Consider the following 12,823-nt stretch of genomic DNA (forward strand, 5'->3'; position numbering starts at 1 on the left):
CGGTTCCGGTTGCGGCCTGTTGCGCTTTTGTGTGACTTAAATCACATTAAATGTAAATCTGACGGTAACGTTTCTTAATTAATTGTGAGATTCCGCACAACAACGGGTCAGCGCGTGGTGTTAAAATCGTAACATCAAAGCGAAACAGCATCGCTGGCAAGGTGAGATGGATCTCAACCCTCTTCATGGAACCAAGACCGCGCGTTGAGCCTTCCGCTGGCGGAAGCTCACTGAATTTGTCTGGAGAGCATTATGACTGATGTAACCGCTGCCGCGCTGCGTGCGCTGAAACTGATGGACCTGACCACCCTTAACGATGATGACACCGATGCGAAAGTGATCGCGCTGTGCCATCAGGCGAAATCTCCGGCGGGCAATACGGCCGCAATCTGTATCTATCCGCGTTTTATTCCGGTGGCGCGTAAAGCGCTGCGCGAGCAGGGCACGCCTGATATCCGTATTGCGACCGTCACCAACTTCCCGCACGGCAACGAGGATATCGATATCGCGCTGGCGGAAACCCGTGCGGCGATCGCCTACGGCGCCGACGAAGTAGACGTGGTGTTTCCTTACCGCGCGCTGATGGCAGGCGACGCCGATACGGGCTTTAAGCTGGTGAAAGCGTGCAAAGACGCCTGCGCGGCGGCAAATGTACTGCTGAAAGTGATTATTGAAACCGGCGAGCTGAAAGAGGAAGCGCTGATCCGCCAGGCCTCTGAAATCGCTATCGATGCAGGCGCCGACTTTATCAAAACCTCTACCGGCAAAGTGCCGGTCAACGCCACGCCGGACGTGGCGAAAATCATGATGGAAGTGATCCGCGATAAGGGCGTGAAAGATCGCGTTGGCTTTAAGCCTGCCGGCGGCGTGCGCACTGCGGAAGATGCCGCGCTCTATCTGCAGCTGGCCGACGATATTCTGGGCAGCGACTGGGCAGACGCACGTCACTTCCGTTTCGGCGCCTCCAGCCTGCTGGCCAGCCTGTTAAATGCGGCAGGCTACCAGAGCGCGCGCAGCACCAGCAGCTACTGATTTTCCTTTCAAAACAGCGGGTGCCCGCCGCCCGCTGAATATATCCGTTCTGGATCGGGACACCAGGCCTGACAGCGATCCGTTAAACAGGGGGTTGCCTTGTTTCTACCACAAGAAATAATTCGAAAAAAACGTGATGGACACGCGCTGAGCGAAGAAGAGATCCGCTTCTTTATCAACGGCGTGCGTGATAACTCCGTGTCGGAAGGTCAAATTGCCGCGCTGGCGATGACCATCTTTTTCCACGACATGACCCTGCCGGAACGGGTGGCGCTGACCATGGCGATGCGCGATTCCGGCACGGTACTGAACTGGCAGGCGCTGAACCTGAACGGGCCGGTGGTGGATAAACACTCCACCGGCGGCGTGGGTGATGTTACCTCGCTGATGCTGGGTCCGATGGTGGCCGCCTGCGGCGGCTATGTGCCGATGATCTCCGGCCGCGGGCTGGGTCATACCGGTGGCACACTCGACAAGCTGGAGGCGATACCCGGCTTCGATATTTTCCCCAGCGATGCGCGTTTCCGCGAGATGATTAAGCAGAACGGCGTCGCTATCATTGGCCAGACTAACTCACTGGCGCCGGCGGATAAGCGTTTTTACGCCACGCGCGACATTACCGCCACCGTCGATTCGATTCCGTTGATCACCGCCTCGATCCTGGCGAAGAAGCTGGCCGAAGGGCTGGATGCGCTGGTGATGGATGTCAAAGTGGGATCGGGCGCCTTTATGCCGACCTTTGCGCTTTCCGAACAGCTGGCGCAGGCGATCGTCGGCGTCGCCAACGGCGCGGGCTGCAAAACCACCGCGCTGCTGACCGATATGAATCAGGTGCTGGCCTCCAGCGCCGGCAATGCGCTGGAAGTGCGCGAAGCAGTGCTGTTCCTGACCGGCAGCTACCGCAATCCGCGCCTGCTGGAGGTGACGATGGCGCTGTGCAGCGAAATGCTGCTCTCCGGCGGGCTGGCAAAAGATGACGCCGAGGCGCGGCAGAAGCTGCAGCAGGTGCTGGATAACGGCCGCGCGGCGGAGGTCTTCGCCCGCATGGTTGCTGCACAAAGCGGCCCGAACGATTTTATTGAACAGATGGACCGCTATCTGCCGGCGCCGATGCTGAGCAAAGCGGTCTACGCCGACGCGCCCGGTATCGTCACCGCGATGGATACGCGTGCGCTCGGTATGGCGGTGGTGGCGTTAGGCGGCGGCCGTCGCCGCGCCAGCGATGCTATCGATTACAGCGTCGGCTTCAGCGAGATGGCGCAGCTGGGCGATCGCGCGGACAGCCAACGTCCGCTGGCGGTGATCCACGCCGACAGCGAGGAGCGCTGGCAGGAAGCGGCGCAGGCGGTGAAAGCCGCCATTACGCTCGGCGCTGAGCCGCCGGCCGCGACGCCGGTTATCTATCGTCGTATCAGCTAAAAGCTTCGGCGGCGACAGCGCGGAAGGCGCAGGGCGCTAACGACGCTGAGTGAAAGGGCGCGACGGGCGCGACGGGCGCACCTGCCGCTTGAAGTCGGGCCGGGATAGGCGTCATACTGTTCTGATCGCTTTTTTATTTTCTCATCGCGCTAAGGCGCAGGAGAGTAACATGAAACGTGTATTTATCATGGTGCTGGACTCCTTCGGGATTGGTGCCAGTAAAGACGCCGAAAAATTCGGCGATGCCGGTTCAGACACGCTGGGCCATATCGCTAAAGCCTGCTTCAACGGCGAGGCGGACGAAGGGCGCAAAGGCCCGCTGCATCTGCCGAACCTGACGGCGTTAGGGCTGGGGAAAGCGGCGGAAGCCTCTACCGGCACCTTCCCGCCGGGCCTGGATCCGAACGCGGAAATTATCGGCGCTTACGCCTATGCCAGTGAACTCTCTTCAGGCAAAGATACGCCGTCAGGCCACTGGGAAATCGCCGGCGTGCCTGTGCTGTTTGACTGGGGTTACTTCAGCGACACTGAAAACAGTTTCCCGCAGGCGCTGCTGGATAAGCTGGTTGAGCGCGCCGATCTGCCGGGCTATCTCGGCAACTGCCACTCTTCCGGCACGGTGATCCTCGATAAGCTCGGCGAAGAGCATATGAAAACCGGCAAGCCGATTTTCTATACCTCCGCCGACTCGGTCTTCCAGATCGCCTGCCACGAAGAGACCTTCGGCCTGCAGCGCCTGTATGACCTGTGCGAAATCGCCCGTGAAGAGCTGGATAAAGGCGACTACAACATTGGCCGCGTGATCGCGCGTCCGTTTGTGGGCGATAAAGCGGGCAACTTCCAGCGCACCGGCAACCGTCACGACCTGGCGGTTGAGCCGCCGTCGCCGACTATCCTGAAAAAGCTGGTGGAAGAGAAGCAGGGCAACGTGATCTCGGTAGGTAAAATCGCCGATATCTACGCCCATGTCGGCATCACCAAAAAAGTGAAGGCGACCGGGCTGGATGCCTTGTTCGATGCGACGGTAAAAGAGATGGCGGAAGCGCCGGACAATGCCATCGTCTTCACTAACTTCGTCGATTTTGACTCCACCTGGGGTCACCGTCGCGACGTGGCCGGTTACGCCGGCGGTCTGGAGCTGTTCGATCGCCGTCTGCCGGAGCTGATGGCGCTGGTGAAAGAGGGCGATATCCTGATCCTCACCGCCGACCACGGCTGCGATCCGACCTGGCACGGTACCGATCATACCCGCGAGCATATCCCGGTGCTGATCTACGGACCGGGCGTCAAACCGGGCTCCCTCGGCTATCGCGAAACCTTCGCGGATATCGGGCAAACGGTGGCGAAATACTTCGGCCTGTCCGATATGGAATATGGCAAAAGCATGCTGTAATACGCGGCTTTCACTTTAACGCCAGCCTGCGCGCTGGCGTGTTTCATTTTTTCAAGGAATAACGACAATGGCTACGCCTCATATTAATGCTGAAATGGGTGATTTCGCGGACGTGGTTCTGATGCCCGGCGATCCGCTGCGCGCTAAGCATATCGCCGAAACCTTTCTGGAAGACGCGGTAGAAGTGAACAATGTACGCGGCATGCTCGGCTATACCGGCACCTATAAAGGCCGCCGCATCTCCGTGATGGGCCACGGCATGGGCATTCCTTCCTGCTCCATCTATGCGAAAGAGCTGATCACTGAATTTGGCGTGAAGAAGATCATTCGCGTCGGCTCCTGCGGCGCGGTGCGCGCGGATGTGAAACTGCGCGACGTCGTTATCGGCATGGGCGCCTGCACCGATTCTAAAGTGAACCGTATGCGCTTTAAGGATCACGATTTCGCGGCGATCGCCGATTTCGAAATGGTGCGCAACGCGGCGGATGCGGCGAAAGCGCTGGGTATCGAAGCGCGCGTCGGCAACATCTTCTCTGCTGACCTGTTCTATACGCCAGATCCGCACATGTTCGACGTCATGGAAAAATATGGCATCCTCGGCGTAGAGATGGAAGCGGCGGGCATCTATGGCGTGGCGGCGGAATTCGGCGCGAAAGCGTTGACCATCTGCACCGTTTCCGACCATATTCGCACCCACGAGCAGACCACGGCGGCCGAGCGCCAGACCACCTTCAGCGATATGATCAAAATCGCGCTGGAGTCGGTGCTGCTGGGCGATAACGCCTGATAACCCCACCGGACGAGCGTTGCTCGTCCGGTTCTCCTCACGGCGTTTCGCCGCGATTATTCCCGTGTAACCTTTTTCACTACGGCTTTTCCGCCGCGGGCGCCTCATCCTGCTCGTCGTTATCCTCTTTTACCGGCGTGCTGGCGGTTAGCAGGAAGGGCGACTGCTGCCAGCGGGTACGGCGATCGCGCAGCAGCGTGCGGGTGAGAATAATGCCGATAGCCAGCGCCAGCAGCATCATCAGACGCAGGATGTTGGTGGTGTTGTCCACCTGTTTGGCCTCGGTAACCAGCACATGGGTATCGAGCGTCACACGCAGAAAGCCTTGGGGACCGTCGCTGTTATCGAGCGACTGCACCAGTTGATGGTTGAAATAGCTGCCCGCACGTTTGCCATCCAGCGCCAGGCGATCGCGTACGCTGATGCCTTCGCCGCTGCGCGCCACCAGCGAGCCTTCGCTGTCGTAAACCGAGGCGTCGAGAATGCGGCTGTTTTCCGTCATCTGTTTCAGGATGGCGGCAATTTGCGAGCGGTTTTCATCCTCATTATCCATCAGCGGCGTCAGCGTAAAGGCGACCTGACGGGTCAGGGTACGCGCCAGATCTTCAACCTGCCCGGAGCGCGCCATCTGGTGCCCGAGGCTGAACCAGGAGGCGCCCTGCATCAGCACCACCAGCAGTGTAAGACAGATCAGCACGATAACCGTGCGGTGCAGACGAAATTTGAGCCGGGATTTAGCCATTTCCAACCTTGCTTCCTGAACAACAGAGGGGAGTCTGTTTTTGCGACTTTATGTTGCCAGAAGCGCGGCTGACAGGGTAGCCTCTTGCGAGGTTTTCTCTACAGGCTGTGGCCCGGCAAGGATGTCAACAGAACGTCCTGGATGGCGGCAGCCGATCATCTTCCCGACAGGAGCTGTAATGCCTAATCGTTTGACCTGGTGCGACCTGCCTTCCGACGTTTCTCTCTGGCCAGGCCTGCCTCTTTCACTGAGCGGCGATGAAGTGATGCCGCTCGACTATCGCGCCGGGCGTACCGGCTGGCTGCTTTACGGGCACCAGCTTGATAAGGCGCGCCTGACGGCGTATCAACACCGTCTGGGCGCGGCGATGGTGATCGTCAGCGCCTGGTGCGTGGATGATTACCAGGTGATTCGCCTGGCGGGATCGCTGACGCCGCGCGCCACCCGTCTCGCCCATGACGCGGGGCTGGATGTGGCGCCGCTGGGCAAAATTCCGCATCTGAAAACGCCGGGCCTGCTGGTGATGGATATGGACTCAACGGCGATTGAGATCGAGTGTATTGATGAAATCGCTCGCCTGGCGGGCTGCGGCGAGCAGGTGGCCGAGGTGACCGAGCGGGCGATGCGCGGCGAGCTGGATTTTACCGCCAGCCTGCGCCAGCGCGTGGCGACGCTAAAAGGCGCCGATGCCAATATCCTTAGGCAGGTGCGCGATGAACTGCCGCTGATGCCGGGCTTATGCACGCTGGTGCAGAAGCTGCAGGCGCTGGGCTGGCAGGTGGCTATCGCCTCCGGCGGCTTTACCTTTTTCGCTGAATACCTGCGTGACAGGCTGCACCTGACGGCAGCTGTCGCCAACGAGCTGGAGATCCGCGACGGCCTGCTGACCGGCGAGGTCATCGGGCCGGTGGTCGATGCGCAGTATAAGGCGACCACGCTGGCGAAGCTGGCGCAGCGATATGAGATCCCGGTTGAACAAACGGTGGCGATCGGCGACGGCGCCAACGATCTGTTGATGATCAAGGCGTCGGGGTTAGGTATCGCCTACCACGCCAAGCCGAAAGTGAATGAACAAACCGAAGTAACGATTCGACATGCCGATCTGATGGGCGTCTTCTGCATCCTCAGCGGCAGCCTGAATCACGAGACCCGATAATCGAGGAATTGAGTTGGCCAAAGCGGTAAAACGTGCCTTTGTCTGCAATGAATGTGGCGCAGACTATCCGCGTTGGCAGGGGCAATGCAGCGCCTGCCACGCCTGGAACACCATCACCGAAGTGAGGCTTGCGGCCTCGCCTGCGGCGGCGCGTAATGAGCGTCTTTCCGGCTATGCCGGCGCCGCCGGCACCAGCCGCGTGCAGAAGCTGTCGGAAATCAGCCTTGAGGCGCTGCCGCGCTTCTCTACCGGCTTCAAAGAGTTCGATCGCGTGCTGGGCGGCGGCGTCGTGCCGGGCAGCGCGATTCTGATCGGCGGCAGCCCCGGCGCGGGCAAGAGTACGCTACTGCTGCAAACGCTCTGCAAGCTGTCGGTGGATATGAAAACGCTTTACGTCACCGGTGAAGAGTCGCTACAGCAGGTGGCGATGCGCGCGCACCGTCTCGGCCTGCCGACCGACAACCTGAATATGCTGTCGGAAACCAGCATCGAGCAGATCTGCCTGATCGCCGAGCAGGAGCAGCCGAAGCTGATGGTGATCGACTCGATTCAGGTGATGCATATGGCGGAGATCCAGTCGTCGCCGGGCAGCGTGGCGCAGGTACGTGAAACCGCCGCCTATCTGACCCGCTTCGCCAAAACGCGCGGCGTGGCGATTATCATGGTCGGCCATGTGACTAAAGATGGTTCGCTGGCCGGCCCGAAAGTGCTGGAACACTGTATCGACTGCTCCGTGCTGCTGGATGGCGATGCCGATTCCCGCTTCCGCACGCTGCGCAGCCATAAAAACCGCTTCGGGGCGGTGAACGAGCTGGGTGTCTTCGCCATGACTGAGCAGGGAATGCGCGAGGTCAGCAACCCGTCGGCCATCTTCCTGTCGCGCGGCGACGAAGTCACCGCCGGCAGCTCGGTCATGGTGGTGTGGGAAGGCACCCGGCCGCTGCTGGTGGAGATTCAGGCGCTGGTGGATCACTCGATGATGGCCAATCCGCGCCGCGTCGCGGTCGGGCTGGAGCAGAACCGTCTGGCGATCCTGCTGGCGGTGCTGCACCGCCACGGCGGTCTGCAGATGGCGGATCAGGATGTGTTCGTCAACGTGGTGGGCGGGGTCAAGGTCACCGAAACCAGCGCAGACCTGGCGCTGATGCTGGCGATGGTCTCCAGCCTGCGCGATCGGCCGCTGCCGCAGGATTTAGTGATTTTCGGCGAAGTAGGGCTGGCCGGCGAGATCCGTCCGGTGCCGAGCGGGCAGGAGCGTATTTCCGAAGCGGCCAAGCACGGCTTCCAGCGCGCCATTGTGCCTGCGGCGAATGCGCCGAAGAAAGTGCCGGCGAATATGAAGGTCTACCCGGTGAAGAAGCTGGCTGACGCGCTGGCGATTCTGGATGAGTTATAATTTTCACTGCAGGGATTAACCTGTCGTTGGGGTGGGCCTTAGCCCACCCCTTTTTGCAGGAGGCACTATGTCATCATTTGAATATCTGAAAACCGCGATCCGTCAGCAGGGGCACACGCTACAGCAGGTGGCGGACGCCAGCGGCATGACCAAAGGCTACCTGAGCCAGCTGCTCAACGCCAAAATCAAAAGCCCCAGCGCGCAGAAGCTGGAAGCGCTGCATCGCTTTCTGGGGCTCGCGTTCCCGCGGCGCGAGAAGCGGGTCGGCGTGGTCTTCGGCAAGTTCTATCCTCTGCATACCGGGCATATTTATCTGATTCAGCGCGCCTGCAGCCAGGTCGACGAGCTGCACATTATTATGGGCCACGACGAGCCGCGCGATCGGCAGCTGTTTGAAAACAGCGCCATGTCACAGCAGCCGACCGTCAGCGATCGCCTGCGCTGGCTGCTGCAGACCTTTAAGTATCAGAAGAACATTCGCATCCATGCATTTAATGAAGAGGGCATGGAGCCTTATCCGCACGGCTGGGATGTCTGGAGCCGCGGCATCACCGCCTTTATGGCGGAGAAGGGCATTGAGCCGGGTTGCGTCTATACCAGCGAAGAGCTGGACGCACCGCAGTATCGTCAGCATCTCGGCATTGAGACGATAGTCATCGATCCTGAGCGCTCTTTTATGAACATCAGCGGCGCACAGATTCGTCAGAATCCGTTTCGCTACTGGGAATATATTCCTACCGAAGTGAAGCCGTTTTTTGTGCGCACCGTGGCGATACTCGGCGGCGAATCGAGCGGTAAGTCGGTGCTGGTGAACAAGCTGGCTAACATTTTCAATACCTCCAGCGCCTGGGAGTATGGCCGTGACTATGTCTTTTCCCACCTCGGCGGCGATGAGATGGCGCTGCAATATTCCGACTATGACAAAATCGCGCTGGGCCAGGCGCAGTACATCGATTTTGCGGTGAAGTACGCCAATAAGGTCGCCTTTATCGATACCGACTTCGTCACCACTCAGGCGTTCTGTAAAAAATATGAGGGGCGCGAACATCCCTTTGTGCAGGCGCTGATCGATGAATACCGTTTCGATCTGGTGATCCTGCTGGAGAACAATGTTCCCTGGGTAGCGGACGGATTGCGCAGCCTCGGCAGCTCTGTCGACCGGCGCGAATTTCAGGATCTGTTAATAAAAATGCTCAATGAAAATCAGATAAAATATGAGCATGTAACAGAAGAGAGTTACGACGAACGCTTCCTGCGCTGTGTTGACCTGGTGAGAAATATGTTGGAAAACGGAAAATAGCGCGGTTGGCGGGCTGGCTACAGATAAAGATGGTCAGCCCGTTTTAATTCGGAATGTTCTTATTGTTATTCTCCTTGCTGTAATTCAGCTTAATAGTTCAATATTTATACCAGCATGATTGCCGCTAAGCTTTGCCACTTTTTAGGCCGGCCAGGCATAGGGCGGGATTGGGCTAATAGGGTCTCTTTATCTTTTATATCTAATTCAACGCGTTGCGGCATAAGGTCAGAAAGGTCTTAACGCTGTGGATTTATTCGCGCGTTTTTAGCGCACCATACGGAAAATCTCTTTTAACAAATTTAACGGAAACAGGATGTTAACTTAAGACATGGCTTATATATTGTTGAAGCGTCCTTAACTATGTTTAATTATATTTTTAATATTAAGTTTAGTGATTAATTTAAACAGCCGAAAACAGGTTGTTAACTTTTCATCGGCTGAAGAAATTAAGGCGTTATCGTCACTTTACGTCAGGGCGCGGTTATTGACGTAAAACGTTAGTCTCATATTTAAAGGGATGTTATGCAGAGCAGCATCAAGTTATTTGTTTTCAGGAAATAATCTGGCTGCGTGAGATTGCAGGACAGCTATTATCGGGAAGAATCAAGGGAGTGTGAAATATGCATAAAGACATTAATCAGTTGGTGAGAATGGATTTGAACCTGTTGCCGATTTTAGATACGTTGCTGAATGAGAAAAGCGTCAGCAAAACGGCGGATAAACTGAATGTCACCCCGCCGGCCATCAGTAAATCATTGAATAAAATCAGAGACACTTTTCAGGATCAGCTGCTGGTGCGCTCCGGCATGAGCCTGGAGTTGACGCCGCTGGCGGTGCGCCTGAAGCCGCAGCTGCGCGAGCTGCTGGATAACATTCAGACGGTGTTGCACCAGAATATTGAGCTGAACGGCAGCGAGCTGCCGCGCTCTTTCAATATCGTCACCAACGATATCCTGATGTCGATGCTTAGCTACAAGCTGATGAAAAAAAGCATTCAGGAGAATACCCACCACATTTTTAACTTTAACTATGACAATGCCGCGGCCTGTATGCTGCGCAGCGAAGAGATCGATCTCTATATCGGTGAAGATAAAACCCTCAGCCCGGAAGTGAAAATCAGAACTATCGGGCATAGCGAGTGCGTGTTTATTGCGAAAAAAGACCATCCCGTTCTGCAAACGGAAAAATCGCTTAAGGCGCTCAAGGAATATATGCTTATCGTCGCGAAAAATAAGCTGAAAGAAGAGATGGAAAGCCTGTATCGCGAGCGCGGCTATAAGCGGAAAATTCATGGCGTCAGCGCCGGCTATCTGCCGATGATAGAAAACGTCATTCAAACCGACAGTCTGGGGATTGTGCCCATGTATGTGGTGGAGGTGCTGCAGCGCATGAACAGCGAGGTCGACTTTTTCCGCCCCGATTTTGAACTGCCGAAAGTGCGCATTATTCAGGCGTGGCATCCGCGCTACCATAACTGCTCATCGCATAAATGGTTGCGCGATATTTCCAAAGATCTGCTGGACTTTTAAAGGCAGGCGCGGCTGGCGCACCGGCATGATTAACGCCCCGTTTAAGGGGCGTTTTTATTGCGCAATGCTCAGTAAACGATAACCACTTTGCCGCGCATATGGCCTTCCAGTACCCTGGCGTGCGCCTGAGTCAGGCTTTCCACGCTCAGCCCGTGCAGCGTTTCATTCAGCGTGGTGGCCAGCTTTCCTGCATCCAGCAGCTGCGCCACCTCATTCAGGATTTCGCCCTGACGTGCGATGTCTGGCGTGGCGTACATGCTGCGGGTAAACATAAACTCCCAATGCAGCGCCGCGCTTTTCAGCTTCAGCTGCTCCATATCGAGCGGATGCGCGTTTTCAACGATGGTGCAGATCTGGCCCTGCGGCGCGATCAGCTTGCCGATGGTCTCCCAGTGGCCATCGGTATCGTTGAGGCAGAAAATATAATCGACCTGCTCAATGCCGTGCTGCGCCAGCTCTTCCGGCATGTTTTGATAGTTAATAACCAGATCGGCGCCGCGATCTTTACACCACTGAACGGAGTCAGGACGCGAAGCCGTGGCAATCACTTTGACTTTGCTGTGCATTTTGGTGAAAGGGATCGCCAGCGAGCCGACGCCGCCCGCGCCGCCGATAATCAGCAGCGTTTGCGTTTCCGTCGCCTCTTCAATACGCAGGCGCTCAAACAGGCCTTCCCATGCGGTCAGCGCGGTCAGCGGAATCGCCGCCGCCTGTCCCCAGTCAAGCGTACGCGGCTTATGGCCGGTGATGCGCGCATCTACCAGCTGCAGCGTGCTGTTGCTGCCCGGACGCGTCACGTCGCCTGCGTAGTAAACCTCATCGCCCGCCTTAAAGCCGGTCACTTTGCTGCCCGCTTCAACCACGACGCCGCTGGCGTCCCAGCCGAGAATGCGCGGCTGCTGCAGGCCGCTTTTGCGCACCCCTTTATGCACCTTGGTGTCGACCGGATTGATCGATACCGCTTTCACTTCCACCAGCAGGTCATATTCGCCAGGCGTCGGCCGCTCAGGCTGGATTTCAATAAACTGTTCCGGGTTTTCCGGGTTAACGGCAATCGCTCGCATCGTCATTTCACTTCTCCTCGGTTGATGGAGTAAGTGTAGAGGGTGGGGCGGAAGGTGATAAGATGGACAATAACTCATACAGTGTTCGTGACAGGTGAACAATGGCGTTAAAACGCTTACAGGACATGGCGCTGTTCGCGCTGGTTGCCGAAAGCGGCAGCTTTACCGCCGCCGCGCGTCGCGCCGGACTGCCGAAATCGAGCGTGAGCCAGCGCATCAGCCAGCTGGAGCAGACGATAGGACTGCGCCTGCTTAACCGGACCACGCGTCAGCTGAATCTGACCTTCGCCGGCGAGCGCTACCTTATTCACTGCCAGGAGATGATGCAGGCGAGCGAACGCGCCGATCTGGCGATTGAGCGCCTGCGCGACAACCCAAGCGGCCGCCTGCGCATTACCAGCCCGGCCGGCATCGGCGCGACGTTGCTGGCGCGCTGTAATGCCGAATTTCAACAGCACTATCCGGATGTGACGCTGGAGGTCTCGGTTTCAGATCATATGCGCGATCTGGTGCAGGAGGGCTTTGACGTGGCGCTGCGCACCGGCAAGCCACAGGATTCATCGCTGATTGGAAGACGCGTCGGCCGGTGCGATCGCGTGCTGGTCGCTTCCGCGCGCTACCTGGCGCGCAACGCGGCGATCGCGCATCCGCGTCAGCTGGCGACCCACCGCTGCATCGCTCACCGCGCCTGGGCGGAGTGGCTGCTGCGGCGCGGCGAAGAACACTATCGCTGGCTGCTGCCCTCTGTCCATCTGACGGACAACCTGCTCTACGCGCGCGAATGCGCGCTCAGCGACGCCGGCATTACGCTGCTGCCGCGTTTTCTGACCGAAGCGCCGATCGCGCAGGGGGAACTGGTGCAGGTGCTGCCGGAGTGGGAGGCCGAAGGGAACGAACTGTGGCTGGTCTGGCCGGGACGCAAGCTGAACTCGCCGGCGCTGGCGCGCTTTATCGATTTCGCTCATCAAAGCGCGGCATTTCGTGAATTTTACCGTTAAAAAAAGC

At 57.9% G+C, this 12,823-nt stretch carries 11 protein-coding genes; 9 read left to right on the plus strand and 2 right to left on the minus strand.

Annotated features, from left to right (window positions below; genetic code table 11):
- Window positions 1-252 precede the first annotated feature (252 nt).
- From deoC to deoD, 4 genes are all read left to right on the plus strand, one after another.
- A complete protein-coding gene (gene deoC, locus C2E15_RS03905; RefSeq protein ID WP_104956205.1) occupies window positions 253-1,032 on the plus strand; it encodes a deoxyribose-phosphate aldolase in 780 nt (259 codons plus the stop codon).
- 99 nt (window positions 1,033-1,131) lie between these two features.
- On the plus strand, window positions 1,132-2,451 hold the full coding sequence (deoA, locus tag C2E15_RS03910; protein WP_104956206.1) for a thymidine phosphorylase: 1,320 nt from the start codon (window positions 1,132-1,134) through the stop codon (window positions 2,449-2,451).
- 169 nt (window positions 2,452-2,620) lie between these two features.
- Window positions 2,621-3,844 (plus strand): phosphopentomutase, encoded by a 1,224-nt coding sequence (gene deoB / locus C2E15_RS03915; protein ID WP_104956207.1) that lies wholly within the window; start codon window positions 2,621-2,623, stop codon window positions 3,842-3,844.
- 67 nt (window positions 3,845-3,911) lie between these two features.
- Window positions 3,912-4,631 (plus strand): purine-nucleoside phosphorylase, encoded by a 720-nt coding sequence (gene deoD, locus C2E15_RS03920; protein ID WP_104956208.1) that lies wholly within the window; start codon window positions 3,912-3,914, stop codon window positions 4,629-4,631.
- Window positions 4,632-4,710: 79 nt separating this feature from the next.
- Here deoD and C2E15_RS03925 read toward each other — a convergent pair whose 3' ends face one another.
- The gene (locus tag C2E15_RS03925) at window positions 4,711-5,373 is read right to left on the minus strand and encodes a YtjB family periplasmic protein (protein ID WP_104959071.1); all 663 of its coding nucleotides are present in this window, start codon (window positions 5,371-5,373) and stop codon (window positions 4,711-4,713) included.
- A 178-nt stretch (window positions 5,374-5,551) separates the two neighbouring features.
- On the opposite strand from C2E15_RS03925, the gene serB reads away from it, so the two are divergent.
- The 4 genes from serB to C2E15_RS03945 all read left to right on the plus strand — a co-directional run bounded on the left by serB (window position 5,552) and on the right by C2E15_RS03945 (window position 10,754).
- Entirely contained in the window at window positions 5,552-6,529 is a 978-nt protein-coding gene (serB, locus tag C2E15_RS03930) for a phosphoserine phosphatase (protein WP_104956209.1), read from the plus strand.
- Between the two features lie 13 nt (window positions 6,530-6,542).
- Window positions 6,543-7,925 carry a DNA repair protein RadA gene (gene radA / locus C2E15_RS03935; RefSeq protein ID WP_104956210.1) on the plus strand — a complete coding sequence of 461 codons (1,383 nt, stop codon included), beginning with the start codon at window positions 6,543-6,545 and terminating at the stop codon, window positions 7,923-7,925.
- A 67-nt stretch (window positions 7,926-7,992) separates the two neighbouring features.
- The gene (gene nadR, locus C2E15_RS03940; RefSeq protein ID WP_104956211.1) at window positions 7,993-9,225 is read left to right on the plus strand and encodes a multifunctional transcriptional regulator/nicotinamide-nucleotide adenylyltransferase/ribosylnicotinamide kinase NadR; all 1,233 of its coding nucleotides are present in this window, start codon (window positions 7,993-7,995) and stop codon (window positions 9,223-9,225) included.
- Window positions 9,226-9,845: 620 nt separating this feature from the next.
- Window positions 9,846-10,754, plus strand: coding sequence for a LysR family transcriptional regulator (locus tag C2E15_RS03945; protein ID WP_104956212.1), 909 nt, complete (start codon window positions 9,846-9,848; stop codon window positions 10,752-10,754).
- A gap of 68 nt (window positions 10,755-10,822) precedes the next feature.
- Here C2E15_RS03945 and C2E15_RS03950 read toward each other — a convergent pair whose 3' ends face one another.
- Window positions 10,823-11,824 (minus strand): zinc-binding alcohol dehydrogenase family protein, encoded by a 1,002-nt coding sequence (locus C2E15_RS03950; RefSeq protein ID WP_104956213.1) that lies wholly within the window; start codon window positions 11,822-11,824, stop codon window positions 10,823-10,825.
- 95 nt (window positions 11,825-11,919) lie between these two features.
- Between C2E15_RS03950 and C2E15_RS03955 the strand changes: the two genes are divergently transcribed.
- Entirely contained in the window at window positions 11,920-12,816 is an 897-nt protein-coding gene (locus tag C2E15_RS03955) for a LysR family transcriptional regulator (RefSeq protein WP_104956214.1), read from the plus strand.
- Window positions 12,817-12,823 lie beyond the last annotated feature (7 nt).

Origin of the sequence: Mixta gaviniae (assembly GCF_002953195.1) — a bacterium.
Lineage (GTDB): Bacteria > Pseudomonadota > Gammaproteobacteria > Enterobacterales > Enterobacteriaceae > Mixta > Mixta gaviniae.

Coding starts and splice junctions, on each gene's coding strand:
- serB (WP_104956209.1), top strand. CDS start 5,552: ATGCCTAATCGTTTGACCTGGTGCGACCTGCCTTCCGACGTTTCTCTC.
- deoD (WP_104956208.1), top strand. CDS start 3,912: ATGGCTACGCCTCATATTAATGCTGAAATGGGTGATTTCGCGGACGTG.
- nadR (WP_104956211.1), top strand. CDS start 7,993: ATGTCATCATTTGAATATCTGAAAACCGCGATCCGTCAGCAGGGGCAC.
- deoB (WP_104956207.1), top strand. CDS start 2,621: ATGAAACGTGTATTTATCATGGTGCTGGACTCCTTCGGGATTGGTGCC.
- deoC (WP_104956205.1), top strand. CDS start 253: ATGACTGATGTAACCGCTGCCGCGCTGCGTGCGCTGAAACTGATGGAC.
- C2E15_RS03925 (WP_104959071.1), bottom strand. CDS start 5,373: ATGGCTAAATCCCGGCTCAAATTTCGTCTGCACCGCACGGTTATCGTG.
- C2E15_RS03955 (WP_104956214.1), top strand. CDS start 11,920: ATGGCGTTAAAACGCTTACAGGACATGGCGCTGTTCGCGCTGGTTGCC.
- C2E15_RS03945 (WP_104956212.1), top strand. CDS start 9,846: ATGCATAAAGACATTAATCAGTTGGTGAGAATGGATTTGAACCTGTTG.
- C2E15_RS03950 (WP_104956213.1), bottom strand. CDS start 11,824: ATGACGATGCGAGCGATTGCCGTTAACCCGGAAAACCCGGAACAGTTT.